At 70.3% G+C, this 15,564-nt stretch carries 21 protein-coding genes; 18 read left to right on the top strand and 3 right to left on the bottom strand.

Annotation, left to right across the window (positions count from 1 at the left end):
• Window positions 1–22 precede the first annotated feature (22 nt).
• From B5D60_RS15510 to B5D60_RS15445, 14 genes are read left to right on the top strand one after another with little or no spacing between them, the layout of a single operon-like run.
• Window positions 23–922, top strand: a complete 900-nt coding sequence (locus B5D60_RS15510) for a carbohydrate ABC transporter permease (protein WP_078700996.1) — start codon at window positions 23–25, stop codon at window positions 920–922.
• Window positions 919–1,746, top strand: coding sequence for a carbohydrate ABC transporter permease (locus B5D60_RS15505; RefSeq protein WP_078700995.1), 828 nt, complete (start codon window positions 919–921; stop codon window positions 1,744–1,746). Before B5D60_RS15510 ends, B5D60_RS15505 begins: the two co-directional genes overlap by 4 nt.
• Window positions 1,743–3,191 carry a glycoside hydrolase family 3 N-terminal domain-containing protein gene (locus tag B5D60_RS15500; protein WP_078700994.1) on the top strand — a complete coding sequence of 483 codons (1,449 nt, stop codon included), beginning with the start codon at window positions 1,743–1,745 and terminating at the stop codon, window positions 3,189–3,191. Before B5D60_RS15505 ends, B5D60_RS15500 begins: the two co-directional genes overlap by 4 nt.
• The gene (locus tag B5D60_RS15495) at window positions 3,188–4,111 is read left to right on the top strand and encodes an ROK family protein (RefSeq protein WP_078700993.1); all 924 of its coding nucleotides are present in this window, start codon (window positions 3,188–3,190) and stop codon (window positions 4,109–4,111) included. The genes B5D60_RS15500 and B5D60_RS15495 overlap by 4 nt, the downstream gene beginning before the upstream one ends.
• On the top strand, window positions 4,111–4,869 hold the full coding sequence (nagB, locus tag B5D60_RS15490) for a glucosamine-6-phosphate deaminase (RefSeq protein ID WP_078700992.1): 759 nt from the start codon (window positions 4,111–4,113) through the stop codon (window positions 4,867–4,869). The genes B5D60_RS15495 and nagB overlap by 1 nt, the downstream gene beginning before the upstream one ends.
• Before the next feature lie 43 nt (window positions 4,870–4,912).
• Window positions 4,913–5,977, top strand: a complete 1,065-nt coding sequence (locus tag B5D60_RS15485; protein ID WP_078700991.1) for an ABC transporter ATP-binding protein — start codon at window positions 4,913–4,915, stop codon at window positions 5,975–5,977.
• Between the two features lie 38 nt (window positions 5,978–6,015).
• Window positions 6,016–6,957, top strand: coding sequence for a metal ABC transporter substrate-binding protein (locus tag B5D60_RS15480; protein WP_197684342.1), 942 nt, complete (start codon window positions 6,016–6,018; stop codon window positions 6,955–6,957).
• Window positions 6,954–7,742 (top strand): metal ABC transporter ATP-binding protein, encoded by a 789-nt coding sequence (locus B5D60_RS15475; RefSeq protein ID WP_231948906.1) that lies wholly within the window; start codon window positions 6,954–6,956, stop codon window positions 7,740–7,742. Before B5D60_RS15480 ends, B5D60_RS15475 begins: the two co-directional genes overlap by 4 nt.
• On the top strand, window positions 7,739–8,581 hold the full coding sequence (locus B5D60_RS15470) for a metal ABC transporter permease (protein ID WP_078700989.1): 843 nt from the start codon (window positions 7,739–7,741) through the stop codon (window positions 8,579–8,581). Before B5D60_RS15475 ends, B5D60_RS15470 begins: the two co-directional genes overlap by 4 nt.
• Complete coding sequence (locus tag B5D60_RS15465; RefSeq protein ID WP_078700988.1) at window positions 8,562–8,951, top strand: Fur family transcriptional regulator; 390 nt, start codon at window positions 8,562–8,564, stop codon at window positions 8,949–8,951. Before B5D60_RS15470 ends, B5D60_RS15465 begins: the two co-directional genes overlap by 20 nt.
• Window positions 8,939–9,802, top strand: coding sequence for a hypothetical protein (locus B5D60_RS15460; RefSeq protein WP_078700987.1), 864 nt, complete (start codon window positions 8,939–8,941; stop codon window positions 9,800–9,802). The genes B5D60_RS15465 and B5D60_RS15460 overlap by 13 nt, the downstream gene beginning before the upstream one ends.
• A 58-nt stretch (window positions 9,803–9,860) precedes the next feature.
• The gene (locus B5D60_RS15455) at window positions 9,861–10,319 is read left to right on the top strand and encodes a GNAT family N-acetyltransferase (RefSeq protein ID WP_197684341.1); all 459 of its coding nucleotides are present in this window, start codon (window positions 9,861–9,863) and stop codon (window positions 10,317–10,319) included.
• A 39-nt stretch (window positions 10,320–10,358) separates the two neighbouring features.
• Complete coding sequence (locus B5D60_RS15450; protein ID WP_078700986.1) at window positions 10,359–10,736, top strand: VOC family protein; 378 nt, start codon at window positions 10,359–10,361, stop codon at window positions 10,734–10,736.
• Entirely contained in the window at window positions 10,733–11,653 is a 921-nt protein-coding gene (locus tag B5D60_RS15445) for a PfkB family carbohydrate kinase (protein ID WP_078700985.1), read from the top strand. The genes B5D60_RS15450 and B5D60_RS15445 overlap by 4 nt, the downstream gene beginning before the upstream one ends.
• A 439-nt stretch (window positions 11,654–12,092) precedes the next feature.
• Here B5D60_RS15445 and B5D60_RS15435 read toward each other — a convergent pair whose 3' ends face one another.
• Window positions 12,093–12,623 carry a hypothetical protein gene (locus B5D60_RS15435; protein WP_078700983.1) on the bottom strand — a complete coding sequence of 177 codons (531 nt, stop codon included), beginning with the start codon at window positions 12,621–12,623 and terminating at the stop codon, window positions 12,093–12,095.
• Here B5D60_RS15435 and B5D60_RS17320 point away from each other — a divergent pair.
• Together B5D60_RS17320 and B5D60_RS15425 are read left to right on the top strand one after the other, a co-directional pair.
• Window positions 12,561–13,298 carry a DUF6881 domain-containing protein gene (locus B5D60_RS17320; RefSeq protein ID WP_331712492.1) on the top strand — a complete coding sequence of 246 codons (738 nt, stop codon included), beginning with the start codon at window positions 12,561–12,563 and terminating at the stop codon, window positions 13,296–13,298. The two genes, B5D60_RS15435 and B5D60_RS17320, sit on opposite strands and share 63 nt — an antisense overlap.
• A gap of 136 nt (window positions 13,299–13,434) precedes the next feature.
• Window positions 13,435–13,737, top strand: a complete 303-nt coding sequence (locus tag B5D60_RS15425) for a hypothetical protein (protein ID WP_078700981.1) — start codon at window positions 13,435–13,437, stop codon at window positions 13,735–13,737.
• A 91-nt stretch (window positions 13,738–13,828) separates the two neighbouring features.
• On the opposite strand, the gene B5D60_RS15420 is transcribed toward B5D60_RS15425, so the two are convergent.
• Entirely contained in the window at window positions 13,829–14,161 is a 333-nt protein-coding gene (locus B5D60_RS15420; RefSeq protein ID WP_078700980.1) for an Imm8 family immunity protein, read from the bottom strand.
• Between the two features lie 112 nt (window positions 14,162–14,273).
• The gene (locus B5D60_RS15415; RefSeq protein WP_078700979.1) at window positions 14,274–14,627 is read right to left on the bottom strand and encodes a hypothetical protein; all 354 of its coding nucleotides are present in this window, start codon (window positions 14,625–14,627) and stop codon (window positions 14,274–14,276) included.
• A 70-nt stretch (window positions 14,628–14,697) separates the two neighbouring features.
• On the opposite strand from B5D60_RS15415, the gene B5D60_RS15410 reads away from it, so the two are divergent.
• Window positions 14,698–15,057: an ArsR/SmtB family transcription factor gene (locus B5D60_RS15410; RefSeq protein WP_078700978.1), complete on the top strand. Its 360-nt coding sequence runs from the start codon at window positions 14,698–14,700 to the stop codon at window positions 15,055–15,057.
• Window positions 15,054–15,557 (top strand): SRPBCC domain-containing protein, encoded by a 504-nt coding sequence (locus B5D60_RS15405; RefSeq protein ID WP_078700977.1) that lies wholly within the window; start codon window positions 15,054–15,056, stop codon window positions 15,555–15,557. Before B5D60_RS15410 ends, B5D60_RS15405 begins: the two co-directional genes overlap by 4 nt.
• The last annotated feature ends 7 nt before the right edge of the window (window positions 15,558–15,564 follow it).

Genomic DNA, 15,564 nt, shown 5'->3' with positions numbered 1-15,564 from the left:
ACTGCCCAGGGAAGGAGGAACGATGAGCACGCAGACGGTGGCCCGCAGGTTCGGGCCCTACGCCCTGCTGACGCCCGCGGTGGTGATCCTCGGGATCGCCATGGGCTATCCCCTCGTGCGCCAGGTCGTCATGTCCTTCCAGGAGTACGGCCGGGCGCAGCAGTTCGGCCAGGCCGCGCCCTTCGTCGGTCTGGAGAACTACACCGCGCTGTTCACCGACCCGCAGATGTGGGCCGTCGTCGGCCGGTCGCTCGCGTTCTGCGCCGTCAACGTGGCCGTGACGATGGTCATCGGGATCGCGCTGGCGGTACTGCTGAAGCACGTGTCGCGCGGACCCCGGCTGACGCTCCAGATCGCGATGCTGCTCGCGTGGGCCATGCCGGTGATCGCCGCGATGACCTCGTGGCAGTGGCTCTTCGACACCCGCTACGGCGTCATCAACTGGACGCTCGTCCACCTCGGCTTCGAGTCCTTCGACGGGCACAACTGGCTGACGAACCCGCTGTCCTTCTACTTCGTGGCGACCGTGATCGTCGTGTGGATGAGCGTCCCGTTCGTCATGTTCACCATCTACGCGGCCCTGACCCAGGTGTCCGAGGACGCACTCGAGGCCGGCGAGCTCGACGGCGCGAACGCCTGGCAGCGGTTCCGCCACATCGTCTACCCGACGATCCGCCCCGTCCTGACGATCACCCTGCTGCTGCAGGTCGTGTGGGACCTGCGGGTGTTCGCCCAGATCTACTACCTGCAGGGAGTCGGCGGCACGCCGAGCAAGACGCACCTGCTCGGCACCTACATCTACACGCTCGGCATCGGCCAGAGCGACTACGGCATGGCCTCCGCGCTGGCGATGTTCGTGCTCGTGCTGACCCTCATCCTCACCGCGGGCTACGTCCGCGCGCTGCTGAAGGAGTCGCGATGAGGCGCACGACCACCCGCCGCCTGTGGGGTGCCCTGGCCATCGTGGTCGCCGTCGTCTGGGTGTTCCCGGTCTACTGGATCCTCAACAGCGCGTTCCAGCCGGCCGACCGGCTGCGCTCCCCCGAGCCGGCCTGGTTCCCCCGCGAGCTCACGGGCTCGGGCTTCGCGCGGGTCTTCGACGACGCGTTCGTCGACTCGTTCAAGCTCAGCATCACCGTGACGATGATCGCCGTGATCTGCGCCGGGCTGTGCGCGTTCCTGGGGGCCGTCGCGATCTCGCGGTTCCGCTTCCGTGGGCGCGGCCAGTTCGTCCTCGTCGTCCTGGCGATCCAGATGATCCCGCCGGAGGCGCTGTTCATCAGCCAGTACAAGATGCTCGGCGACGCCGGCCTCTACAACACGATCGGCGGTCTGGGCCTGCTGTACATCGCGATGATCCTGCCCTTCACGATCTGGATGCTGCGCGGCTTCGCCGACGGAGTCCCGATCGACCTGGAGGAGGCCGCGATGGTCGACGGCTGCAGCCGCACGCGCGCGTTCTTCACGATCACGTTCCCGCTGCTTGCGCCCGGACTGGTGGCGGCCAGCGTCTACGGCTTCCTGCAGGCCTGGAACGAGTTCACCCTCGCCGTCGTGGTGATGGACCCGTCGAACCGCACGCTGCCGCTGTGGCTGCGCGGGCTGTCCGACGTGTCCAACGAGGCGATCGACTGGCCCGGCGTGATGGCCGGCGCGACGATGGTCGCCGTCCCGGTCATCGTGTTCTTCATGATCGTCCAGGGCCGGATGACCTCCGGCCTCGTCTCGGGGGCGGTGAAGGGATGACCGACGACTCGGTGCGCACCGACGCCCACGGCGTGATGCTGGCCGCGTTCCACGGCCCGCGGGTTCCGTCGTGGCTGGCGCGGGCGTTCGACGACGGACTGGCCGGGATCTGCCTCTACGGCGACAACCTGCCCACGGACGGCGACGTCCGTCCCGTCGCGCGTGCCGTCGCGGCGCTGGACCCGACGCGGATCCTGGCCCTCGACGAGGAGGGCGGCGACGTGACCCGCCTGCACATGGCGACGGGCAGCCCGCATCCGGGCAACGCCGCCCTGGGCGTCGTCGACGACGTCGCGCTCACCCGCACGATCGCGGCCGGCATCGGTGCCGAGCTCCGTGAAGCCGGCGTGTGGCTGGACCTGGCGCCGTGCGCCGACGCGAACAGCAACGCCGCCAACCCCGTCATCGGCACCCGCAGCTTCGGCGCGGACCCGGCGCTCGTGGCCCGCCACGTGGCCGCCTTCGTCGAGGGACTGGCCTCCTCGGGCGTCGCGGCGAGCGTGAAGCACTTCCCCGGGCACGGCGACACCAGTGCCGACTCGCACCTGGAGCTGCCGCGTGTCGACGCCTCCGCCGCGGTCCTGCGCGAGCGTGAGCTGGTGCCGTTCCGGGCCGCGATCGAGGCGGGGGCGGCGTCGATCATGACCTCGCACGTGGTCCTGGCCGCGTTCGACCCCGGCCGCCCTGCCACGTTGAGCCGTGCCGTCCTGACCGGGCTGCTGCGTGAGGAGCTCGGCTACGACGGGGTGATCGTCAGCGACGCGCTCGACATGGCCGGCGCCAGCGGCACCCTCGGCCTTGGCGGCGCGGCCGTGGCCTCGCTGGCCGCGGGGGCCGACCTGCTGTGCCTCGGCCCGGAGCCCTCGTCCGGACCGAGCGCGCTCACCGCGGCCGTGGAGGCCGTCGTCGCGGCGGTCGACGCGGGCACCCTGGATCGCGCCCGGCTCCGGGACGCGGCGGCACGGGTCGAGCGGCTGCGTGCCGACTGGGCCGGCCGTCCCGCGCCCGAGCCCGGAACGATCGAGACCGCACGGATCGCCTCCGAGAAGGTCGCGGCGGAGGTGGTGTCCCGGCTCGGCGTCAGCCCGCTTGCGGGACGCGCCACCGTCGTGCGCATCGACACCGGCACCAACCCCGCCGTGGGCTGGACCGACTGGGGCCGCCTCGACGTGGACGCCGCCGTCGTCGACCTCACCGCTCGTGACCTGGAGGGTGTCGGGCCGTTCGGCGGCGAGGTCCTCGTGGTCGCCCGCCGCGCCGCCGCCCACCCTGACGTCCGCGCCTGGATCACCGCCCAGCTCGACGCCAACCCGCACGCACGACTCGTCGAGCTGGCCTGGCCGGATCCGACGCTCGCGCACCGCTCCGACGTCCTGTGCACGATGGGCTCGTCGGCCGCCCTGCTGTCTGCCCTCTCGCGCGCGCTGAGGGGTGAGGCGGCGTGACCACCCCGATCCTCGTCGGCCTCGACATCGGCGGCACCTCCGTCAAGGCGATGGCCGTCTCGCCCACCGATCCCACCGGGCCCGCGCTGGCCGAGCTGCGGCACCGCACCGAGCTCGGCGCCGACGGCATCCGCGACGGGATCACCACGGTCGTCCACGCCCTCGCCGCCCAGGTCGGCCCCGACGCCGACGTCGTGGGCATCGGCGTCGGCATCCCCGGCTTCGTCACCAAGGGCACCGCCTCCCATGCGGTCAACCTCGGTCTCGGCGCGGAGCCGCTCGACCTGCTGCCGACGCTGCGGGCGCTCACTCCCGGGCCGGTCGGCGTCGAGAACGACGTCAAGACCGCGGCGCTCGGCGCTCGCGGCTGGCTCGCGCAGCACGATCCCGGCATCGACGACTACGCGCTGCTCAACATCGGCACGGGGCTCGCCGCGGGGATGGTGCTCGGCGGTCGGCTTCGCGCGGGGGCGACCGGCTCGGCCGGCGAGATCGGCCACCTGGTCTTCGATCGCAGCGGCCCGGTCTGCCCGTGCGGCCAGACCGGCTGCCTCGAGCTGTACGCCTCGGGCAGCGGGCTGCGAAGGGGCTGGGCCGGCACCGCACGCCAGCTCTTCGCCGCGGCCGAGGCCGGGGACGAGGTCGCCGCCCGCACTGCTGACGACCTCACGGCCGGGATCGCGCACGCGATCACCCTGCTGGCCTACGGTCCCGACGTCGCGCTGATCCTCGTGACCGGTGGCGTCGTCTCCCGCAACCCCGCACTGCGCGCCGCGGTCACGACGCGCCTGCACCACGACGACCGCGCCCTCGTGGGCCGCGCCGTCCCGGTCGCGGACCGCGTGCGCTGGCTTCCCGAGCACGTCGCCGTCGGCACCCGCGGGGCCGCGCTGCTCGTCACCGAGGGGGTGACGGACTGATGGAGGTCGTCGTCACCACGAGCCCGGGCGAGGTCGCCGCGGACGCGATCGCCGGACACCTGCGCCCGGGAGCGGTGCTCGGCCTCGCCACCGGGTCGTCGCCGCTGCCGGTCTACACGTCGCTGCTGCGCCGGCGCGACGCCGGCGAGCTCTCCTTCGACGGGGTGCGCGCCTTCACGCTCGACGAGTACCTCGGCCTGCCCCGCTCACACCCGGAGAGCTACCACTCGGTGATCCGGCGCGACTTCACCGACCGCGCGGGCATCGAGGTCGACGGGCCGGACGGCGAGGCGGCGGACGTCCCCGCCGAGGCAGCCCGCTACGAGGCGGCCATCGCCGCCGCGGGTGGCATCGACGTGCAGCTGCTCGGGATCGGCACCGACGGCCACATCGGCTTCAACGAGCCCGGCTCGTCGCTCGCCTCGCGCACGCGGACCAAGACCCTGACCCCGCGCACGCGTGAGGACAACGCCCGCTTCTTCGGCTCGGTCGACGAGGTGCCGATCCACGTGCTGACGCAGGGCCTGGGCACGATCCTCGAGGCCCGGCACGTCGTGCTCGTCGCCACCGGGTCGGCCAAGGCGGCCGCGGTCGCCGCCGCGGTCGAGGGACCGGTGAGCGCCTTCTGTCCCGCCTCCGTGCTCCAGCTGCACCCGCACGTGACGTGCGTCGTCGATCCGGACGCCGCCGCGGACCTGAAGCTGATCGACTACTACCGCTTCACCGTGGCCCACAAGCCGGACGGACAGCCGTGGTGACCAGGACCCCCAGTCCGTCAAGAAGAGCGAACGGAGCAGCATCGTGGCATCGGTGACTTTCGAGAAGGCGACCCGGATCTTCGACGGGCAGGAGCGCCCGTCGGTGGACGCGATCGAGCTGGCCATCGAGGACGGCGAGTTCCTCGTGCTGGTCGGTCCGTCGGGCTGCGGCAAGTCGACGACGCTGCGGATGCTGGCCGGCCTGGAGGACGTGGACTCCGGTCGCGTCCTGATCGGGGATCGCGACGTGACCCACCTGGCGTCAAAGGACCGCGACATCGCGATGGTGTTCCAGAACTACGCGCTGTACCCGCACATGACGGTGGCCGAGAACATGGGCTTCGCACTCAAGATCGCGCGCGTCCCCAAGGCCGAGATCCGCACCCGGGTGGAGGAGGCCGCCGCCATCCTCGACCTGGCGCCCTACCTGGATCGCAAGCCGAAGGCCCTGTCCGGCGGCCAGAGGCAGCGCGTCGCCATGGGCCGGGCGATCGTCCGCTCGCCGCAGGTGTTCCTCATGGACGAGCCACTGTCGAACCTCGACGCCAAGCTGCGTGTGCAGACCCGCACCCAGATCGCGGCGCTCCAGCGCCGGCTCGGGACCACGACCGTCTACGTCACCCACGACCAGGTCGAGGCCATGACGATGGGCGACCGGGTCGCGGTCATGGATGCGGGCGTCCTCCAGCAGGTCGCCACCCCGCGTGAGATCTACGACCGTCCCGCGAACGTCTTCGTCGCGGGCTTCCTCGGCTCCCCCGCCATGAACCTGCTGGACCTGCCCGTCGTCGACGGCGGCGTGCGGCTCGGCGACGCCGTGGTCCCGATCGAGCGTTCCGTCCTCGACCGGGTCGACGGCACCGTCACGCTCGGGGTACGGCCGGAGAACCTCGGCATCTCCGAGCAGGGCGTGCCGATCACCGTCTCGGTCGTCGAGGAGACCGGCGCGGACGCGTACCTGTACGGCCACACCGAGAACCTGACGGAGAACCTCGTCGCCCGCACCGACTGGCGCTGTCCGCCCGAGAAGGGCAGCCACATCCGCCTCGCACCGCTGGACCTCGCGGACGTCCACGTCTTCGACCCGGCCACGGGCCACCGGCTCTGATTTGACAATCGTTCTCAACCCTCTTGAGAATGGTTGTCATGAAGCTGCTTGCCGGTGCCGCGTGCACCGCCCTCCTCGCCGGAACCCTCGTCGCCTGCGCCGGAGGCGGTGACGACGACGGCCGCACCGAGGTCGTGGCCTCGTTCTATCCCGCGCAGTTCCTCGCCGAGCGGATCGGTGGCGACGACGTCTCGGTCACGACGCTCACGTCGCCCGGCGCCGAGGCCCACGACCTCGAGCTGACGGCCAAGCAGGTCATGAAGGTCAACGAGGCCGACGTCGTGGTGTACCTGTCGAACTTCCAGGAGGCCGTCGACCACGCGGTCGAGGACGCCGACCGTGACGGCGGGTCCACCGTGGACATGGCCGAGGGCGTGGCGCCGATCGAGGGCGAGGACGAGCACGACCACGAGCACGACGAGGGCCACGACCACGAGGGTCACGACCACGACCACGGCGGCGTCGACCCGCACGTGTGGCTGAACCCGGCCAACATGGTGACCGCCGCCGCAGGGGTGCGGGACGCCCTCGTCGAGGCCGATCCCGACGGCGCGTCCACCTACGAGGCGAACGCCGACGAGCTGATCGCCGAGCTGGAGGACCTCGACGCCGACTTCACGAGCGGTCTGGCCTCGTGCAAGCAGACGGAGTTCGTCACGTCGCACGCCGCGTTCGGGCACCTCGCCGCGGCGTACGGCCTGACGCAGATCGCGATCAGCGGCATCGACCCGCAGTCCGAGCCGACCACGGCGGCGCTGGCCGAGATCACCGAGGAGGTCGAGGACCACGGCATCACGACGATCTTCACCGAGCGCCTCGCGTCCTCCGCCCTGGCCGAGACCGTGGCGCGCGAGACCGGTGCCGAGACGGCCGTGCTCGATCCGATCGAGGGTCTCTCGGACGAGACCACCGACGAGGACTACGTTTCCCTCATGCGACAGAACCTCGACGCGCTGACGAAGGCGAACGACTGCTCGTGACCTCCCACTCCGTCCCACCCGTCATCGACGCCACCGGCGTCACGGTCGACCTCGGCGGCACCCAGGTGCTGCGCGGGGTCGACCTGCGGGTGATGCCGGGCGAGTTCGTCACGATCCTGGGCGCCAACGGATCGGGGAAGTCCACGCTCGTGCGCGCCCTCGTGGGCCTGCTGCCGCACCGTGGCTCGATCGAGCTCTTCGGCACCCCGCTCGGGCGCTTCACCGACCACCAGCGGGTCGGGTACATGGCCCAGCGCCCCGAGGCGTTCTCCGGCGTCCCGGCCACGGTCACCGAGGTCGTGGTGAGCGGGGCGCTCTCGCGCCGGCCGCGCTTCGGCTGGCCTTCCCGGGCCGACCGCACCTCCGCCGCCGACCTGATCGAGCGCGTCGGGCTGGCCGATCTCGCCAAGCGGCCGATCACGCACCTCTCCGGCGGCCAGCAGCAGCGCGCCCACATCGCCCGGGCCCTCGTGGCCGATCCCGACCTCGTCGTCATGGACGAGCCGATGGCCGGCATCGACGCGCACAGCGCCGAGGTCTTCGCCGGCCTGCTGGGCGAGCTCGACGAGCGCGGCACGGCGATCGTCATGGTGGCGCACGAGCTCGGCCCGATGGCTCCGCTGGTGGACCGCGCGGTCCATCTCGACCGCGGGCTGGTGGAGTACGAAGGGCCCGCACTCGGCCCCGGGACCCACGACCACGCGCACGACCACGCGCACAGCAGCGAGCCCACCGTGACCCGGCCCGTGCCCGCCGAGGGACCCCTTCCCGGAGGCAAGGCATGAGCGTCCTGTCCTACGCGTTCATGCAGTACGCCCTGGCCGCCGCGATCATCACCGGCCTGTCGGCGCCGGCCGTCGGCACGTTCGTCGTGCAGCGCCGGCTGGCCCTGCTCGGCGACGGGCTCGGACACGTGGCGCTCACGGGCGTCGCGCTCGGCCTGCTCACGGGCGTCGCGCCCCTCGCCACCGCCGTGGTCGTCGCCGTGGGCGGCGCGATCCTGCTCGAGGTCCTGCGCAGCATCGGACGCACGAGCGGCGATCTGGCCCTGGCGATGCTGTTCTACGGCGGCCTCGCCGGCGGCGTCCTGCTGACGAACCTGGCGGGCGAGTCCGCAGCCGTGCTGAACCAGTACCTGTTCGGCTCGATCATCACGATGAGCCGCGCCGACCTGGCGGTCGTGATCGTGCTGGGCCTCGTCGTGATCGCGACGACCGTCGCCCTGCGGCCGCAGCTGTTCGCGCTGTGCCAGGACGAGTCGCAGGCGCGCGTCATGGGGATCCCCGTGCGGCTTTACGGGATGCTCATCGCCGTGCTTGCGGCGGTGACGATCACGGTGGCGATGCGCACCGTCGGCCTGCTCCTGGTCTCGGCGCTCATGGTGGTGCCGGTGGCCGCGGCCCAGCAGCTGACGCGGAGCTTCCGCTCCACCCACCTGGCTGCCATGGGGATCGGCCTGTTCTCGGCCGTCTCCGGGCTGCTGGTGAGCGTCCAGATCGACACCCAGCCGGGGCCCACGATCGTCGTGATCGCCCTCGGCGTGTTCATCGTGGCGGCGCTGGCCCACGGCTTGACGCACGTCCGTTCCCGACAGGAGGCACCTCGTGGTCGAGGCACCGCGTAACACCCGCCAGCGGCGCGCCGTCGCCGATCTGATGGAGGACCTCGACGGGTTCCGCTCGGCCCAGCAGATCCATGCGCTGCTGGAGGATCGCGGCGACAACGTCGGCCTGTCCACCGTCTACCGCACCCTCCAGGCGCTCGCGGAGGCCGATGAGGTCGACGCCCTGCGCTCCGACGACGGCGAGACGCTGTACCGACGCTGCAGCCGCGGGCACCACCACCATCTGGTGTGCCGCTCATGCGGCCGCACGGTGGAGGTCGAGGGACCCACGGTCGAGAAGTGGGCCGACCGCGTGGCCGACGAGAACGGGTTCGCCGACGTCTCGCACACGCTGGAGATCTTCGGCACCTGCGGATCATGCAGGTCCTGAGCCGCGCCGACTGGATGCCGCTCGCGGAGGCCCACCGCGAGCGGGCTCGCAGGCACACCGCACCGCACCTGGCGCGCCGGGCTAACGGCGAGAAGCACCCCGTCGCGGACTTCCTGTTCGAGTACTACAACCTCTCCCCCGGTGCCCTCGAGCGTTGGCACCCGGGGCTCGGCATCGGACTGGCCGACGCGCCGGAGTACGCCGCGCTCGGTGCCTACGTCGAGGACGACGACCTGGTCTCGGTCGACTCCTCGCGGCTTGAGAAGCGGCTGCCGGGGCTGCGGTGGACGCGTGAGCTGCTCACCCGCACGGCCTCGCGCCCGGCCCGGACGGGCTGCTTCGGGCTGCACGAGTGGGCCATGGTCTACCGCGACGCGGACGACCGGCGGCACCCCGCGCCCCTGCGCCTGGGCGGTGCCGGCACCGACGAGGTCGTGGAGTCGCACAAGCTCACGTGCACCCACGTCGACGCGTTCCGGTTCTTCACCGACGAGGCGCGCCCCCTGAACATCGAGGAGCTGGGCCGCGAGCACCAGCTCGAGTGGGAGCAGCCGGGCTGCCTCCACGCCACGATGGACCTGTACCGCATCGCCTTCCGGCTGCTGCCGTTCGTCGAGGCGACGATCGTCCTCGACACGTTCGAGCTGGCACTGGCCGTGCGCGAGGTCGACATGATGGCCTCGCCGTACGACCTCGGCCACCTCGGCTACGAGCCCATCCGGATCGAGACTCCGGAGGGCAAGGCCGAGTACGTGCGTCGTCAGCGCGACTTCACAGACGCCGCCGCTCCGCTGCGCGCCCGCCTGCTCGACCTCGTCGAGGACCTGCTGGCCGCCCCGGTGGTCGAGTAGCTCGCGAGCGCAGCGAGCGGCGTATCGAGACCACGCTGCACCCCGATATCGTCGACCCGTGACGATCCCCACCATCATCGCCCGAAGCGGCCCCGAGCTCAGCGGCCGCGAGGTCTACGAGATCTGGCGCATCCGCGACGTGGTGTTCGCCGTGGAGCAGCAGTGCGACGAGCCCGACGTCGACGGCGTCGACCTCGCCGACGACTGCACCCATCTCTGGATCGCCGACGACAACGGCATCGTCCAGTCGTACCTGCGCACCTACGTCGCCGATGGCGTCCGCAAGGTCGGGCGTGTGGCCACTCTCAAGGAGGCGCGCGGCAAGGGGCTGTCGGGAGCCCTCATCCGCGAGGTCCTCAGCCGGTGGGGCGACCAGGAGATCCGCATCGGCGCCCAGGCCTACCTCGAGGACTGGTACGGCGCCTTCGGCTTCGTCACCTCCGGGCCTCACTACGACGAAGCCGGCATCGACCACATCCCGATGACCCGTCAGGCGGGAGCACAGTCGGGAGTCTGACCCCTCGCGTGCCTAGGCTGGGCGAACGGAGGTACTCCCATGAACGGTGACGAGGCGTACGGCAGTGTCCGCTACATCGTGCAGGACGTGCAGGCGGCCATCGACTTCTACGTGAACCGGCTCGGGTTCACGCTGCGCAGCCATCCGGCCCCACCCTTCGCTGAGGTGACCCGAGGTTCGCTGCGGGTGCTGCTGTCCGGTCCGGGCAGCTCCGGCGCTCGCGCCACACCCGCCGACCTCGACGTCCCGGGGCGCAACCGCATCCACGTCCTCGTCGACAACCTGGGCCTCGAGGTCGACCGGCTCCGCGCGGACGGCGTGGAGCCGACCACGGAAGTCGTGAGCGGTCCAGGCGGACAGCAGGTGCTCGTCGCGGACCCGGACGGCAATCTCGTCGAGCTCTTCCAACCACGGTGAGCGACGCACGAACTCCCCGCGCCCTCGTCGTCGGCGAGGCCCTGGTGGACGTCACCCGCAAGCCCGGCGGCAGCGTCGCCGAACACCCGGGCGGCTCGCCCCTCAACGTCGCGGTGACCATGGCGCGTCAGGGCATCGACACCACGCTGGCCGCGCAGGTGGGCGACGACCACTTCGGCTCCCTCGTCCGGGCCCATCTCGATCGCAGCGGCGTGAGGTTCGACGGCACCGGGTCGTCGGCGCCCACCGCGTCGGCCACCGCCACGCTCGACGCAGGCGGCGCGGCCACGTACGAGTTCGACCTGCGCTGGGACCCCGAGTCGCTGCCAGAACCGGCGGACTTCGACCTCGTCCACGTCGGATCGATCGGCGCCTGGATGGCTCCCGGGGCGGACGCCATCGCCGACCTCGTGCGACGCGCGCACGCCAGCGGGCTGGCAGTCGGCTTCGACCCGAACGTGCGGCCCGCCCTCGCGCCGTCGGTTCCGGTGCTCCGGCAGCGAGTCTTCGACCTCGCCCGGCTGAGCCGTTTCGTGAAGCTGAGCGACGAGGACGCGGAGGTGCTGGCGGACGGCGACGGCGATCCGTTGTCGGTGCTCCGTGACTTGGCCGCGCACGGTCCCGCCCTGGCCGCCCTGACCCGAGGCGGCGCGTCGGCGGTGCTCCGCTCCGGTGATCAGGAGGTCGAGGTGCAGGTTCCCGAGGTCGAGGTCGCCGACACGATCGGCGCGGGCGACACCTGGATGGGCACCCTGCTGACCGAGCTGCTGGTGCGCGGCTGGGCCGACCGCTCCTCCTTCACCGCCGACGAACTCCGCGAGCTCGGGCAGGCTGCCGTCACCGCCGCGGCCATCACGGTGTCGCGCCCCGGCGCGGACCCGCCCTGGCGCAACGAGCTCGTCCGACCTCACGGATGATGTGGCACTCCATGTCGATCACCGTCGGCCTCACTGGGGAGCCGGACGACCGAGCCATCCCCACGACCGTGGCGCCAGAGCGCCGGTGCGACTTCTGCTCTGCAACTCCCACCACTCACTGGCTGAGCTTCAAGCCGGTACCACGGAGATCCAGACTGGTGCTGCCGTACTACCTCGGGGCCTGTTCACAGTGCGCTGAGCGTCTCGACTTCCGAGATCGTGGCGACCTCGTGAAGCGCGGGGCGTGCTACCGGGACGAGGCCAAGATGATCGCCCGCTATCTGGACCGGGTGACTCCTGGTTCCTAGCGCCAGCTACGCGGGTCTTGGACAGCCGCCGTTACCGCCGCCGCCACCGCGGTGTCGAGCCCCGGCGCCACCCACCCTCGCGCGGCGAGCGCCTATCGCATTGAGGGCTGGTGGCCATCACGGAACTGGAACTAGACCTCCGGGAAGTCGTCCTCGATGGCGCGCATCATCCATCGAGGGCCTTCCGATCGGAAACGTTCACGTGCCGGCGTTGGCAGGTCACCGCCCAAGTCCCTGAGCGCGGTCACGTACCCGATGACTTCGGCCGTGTCCTGCGGATCCACACGTGACAGCGCCGCCAGGACCGGCCCCACACCTTCGCGAATGCCGAACTGCGCAAGGGCGCCTGCAGCAGGCAGCGACCATCGGGTCGCCGTCTCGACTTCTCTGCACAGGACCGCGACGGAATCCCCGCGGTCGCCAATCTGTAGAGCGACCCAGGCGGCGAGATACCGAAGTGAGCCAGACACTTCGGGATCATCGAGGATCTTGCGCAATGCAGGAAGCGCGGCCGATCCGAGCGTCGGCAGGCGCTCCGCGAACAGGAATTGCAGGTCGACATCCTCGGTCCCGCGGAACGTGGCGACGCATGCGTCGACATGTTCGATCGCCAGAACGAGGTCACCCTCGAAGACCCGGAGCGCGTCTTCGCTTGGGCTCATCAGATGCAGGCCGCTGGTGCATTGAGTCCGTGCTCCATGGCTCGCATGATGGCAGACCAAATCGATCCGGATGCTGCTTCAGTCAGATGGGCGGGTCTCGATCACGGGCTCATCGCCGTGCCAGCCGGGGACGAGCCCTTCCAGATCGGCCGCCACACCGGCCAACTGGTCGCCAGGTCGACCGTCAGGTCACCGGTTGCGACCCAGCCGTCGCTCCCCCTGCCAACCCGCATCTTCCTCACGGGTGACCCACAGTTGGACGTGGCCGTGCGCGTGCCGAGCTTTCGCTTCGGGCATTGGAACCGTCATCGCCGAGGCGTGCCACCATCTGGAGGGACGAGAGGCACCGCCGCCGGCGCGGCCCACGATTGCAAGGCGGACCGAATGAGGCACCTCCAGGTTCGTTGGAGCCACGGATCCACCGATCATCAAGTCATGCTCTACAGCGAGATCGATAACGACGGGTATGAGATCCGGAAGGTCGACGAGTACGCCAATGGGCGCCTCGATCTTGCCGGCGAGGGAATCGAGACCGGCAGCACGGGCCTCGGAACCGAGCGGATCCCACCGATGGAGGAAATCAACGTCGACCCACAGTCTCGCGCCGCGCCGCTGGACCCGGTCGAGTTCGAGCAAATCTGGGACAGGGCGAAGGCGTGGTTCGACCTGCCGTGAGCGGCAAGTAGCGCCTTGATCTGCGGGCACGCCCCGCTCGTCGTGCCGCGTCAGGAGATCTGCGGGCGCCTCAGTGCGTGAGAAGATCTTGCCCGTGACGCACATCGCATCGACCCCTCCGGCTGTGAGCTGACGCGTGGCCCTGTCCCCTCACCTCGAGCAGGACGTGGGTGTTCTCCGAGGCCTGTTTCCCGAACTGCCCACGCTCGACCGACGGGAAGCGCTCATGGCAGCGCTGTTCGAGGAGTACTCGGAGCGCAACCTGTCGGAAGTCCTCGAGGCGCTCTTCGGTCAGGATCACCATCTGATGCTGGCGCAAGCCATCGATGCACGGAGACGCCTGCAGGGTTCGCCGGTTCTGACCGAGATGAGGAGTTTCCTTCTGGCTCGCGGATGGGTCTTCGCTGACGACCAGTCCGCACCACCGTCTGAACCGTAGGTTCAGGCTTCTGCCCAGATTCCCAGCGTGAAGACGCCGCGTCACGGCTTGCGCGCCAGGATCGTTGCCAGTGCGGGTGGCAGGACGCTTATCAGGACGGATAGTCCTCGAACTCCCAGTAGCCCAAGCGACCGATGCGCTCGCACAATTCTGACCACGTTTCAGCCTCCACAGCCTGGATCCTCGCGACAAGCCAATCGCGGATCTTTCGCTGATCGAAGTCGTCGAAGTTCACGACAAGGTGATGCCGGGCGCTGTACATACCCCCAGCACGATCGCATGCTGTCGCCAGCCACTCTGGCGTGCACACATGGACATCGAACGACTCCTCGCCTTCCGCATCCGACGGGCCCACGATGACCCGAGCGTTCAACGCGAACCCAGCGGGATCAGCCGGAAAGGTTTGCGGGGTTGGGTTCAACACTGAACCTCCTGAGAACGGCGCGCATGAGTCAACCTTGACTCAATCTGCTGACAGGTCCCGGCGAGCCGGTCGACCCGAGGGACCCCGACCTCCATCGACCGGATCGTCGGGGTCAGCGAACTGGCGGCACGACCTCGATCACCACGGCCTCACCGACCTTCCGCGACCCCTCGAACATGACCAGCGGCAGGCCCTCGGAGACCTCGGGCCAGAACTCCGGGAAGAGCGGATGGAGGCAGACAATAGCGACCTCTCCGGGATCCAGGATCTCCCGCCTCTCGATCAGTAACGGGCCATCGTGCATGTCTGCGTGCAAGGCAAGCGGGAAGCCCCAGCACGACCTGTAGCCGGAGTGGATCGCCCCTTGACGTCCGCCTTGTTCGGTCGTGAGCAGCCGGAGCCTCGCGCGGATGTAGCCGTGCTCCCGCCCGTGCTCCTGCCAGCGATCCAGATCCCGCGCGTCCATGGCGCGAGTCTTCCACGGAACTCACCGGCGACTGTTGACATTTCGGTAACCATTCCGTTACCAATGAGCGGTGGATCCGTTCACTGCTCTGTCCGACCCCGTGCGTCGGGCGCTGTTGCGCCGGCTGAGGCAGGGACCAGCGCGCGTGATGGACCTCGCAGCCGAGCACCCGATCAGTCGCCCGGCGGTGAGCAAGCACCTCAAGGTGCTCACCGAGGCGGGGCTGGTCTCTGCAGAGGACCACGGACGGGAGCGCCACTACGCCCTCGTCGCCGAGGGTCTCGCGCCGGTGAGAGACCTGTTGCAGGAGCTCACCCCGCAGCCACGCTTCAGCGAATCCGTGCTCGACGGCCTGGATCTCGAGGTCCGACGCACGGTCCGACACCACCGGAGCGCCCCCGCGCCCGGTTCCTCCGAGGAGACCGCATGACCGCCAGCCCGACCGGTCGCCGCGAGACCCGCAACGGTCGCGACGGCGTCGTCCTCACCCGCACCTTCCGTGCTCCGATCAAGTCCGTGTGGGCGGCGATCACCGAGAGCGACCGGCTGGCGCGGTGGATCGGCACGTGGAGCGGTGACCCGTCGTCCGGCTCGGTCGAGTTCCGCATGAACGCCGAGGGCGACGACGTCCAGGACGAGACCTTCACGATTCACCGCTGCGAGCCGCCGCACCTCCTCGAGGTCTCCTCCCCCGCCGGCGAGACGGACACCTTCGACCTGCTCCTGGAGCTGACCGAGACGGCAGGCACCACCACCCTGACGTTCAGCCAGTCGATGACGGACCCGGAGCTGGCCGCCAACGTCGGTCCCGGCTGGGAGTACTACCTCGACCGGCTGGTCGCGGCGGAGTCCGGCAACGACGTCGCGGCGATCAGCTTCGACGACTACCACCCCGGGCAGTCCGACCACTACCGAGGACTGTTCGCCTGACAGACTC

This window comes from Aeromicrobium choanae, from assembly GCF_900167475.1.
GTDB lineage: Bacteria > Actinomycetota > Actinomycetes > Propionibacteriales > Nocardioidaceae > Aeromicrobium > Aeromicrobium choanae.
The sequence above is the reverse complement of the archived record's forward strand: the minus strand, read 5'-3'. Positions and strand labels throughout refer to the sequence as shown.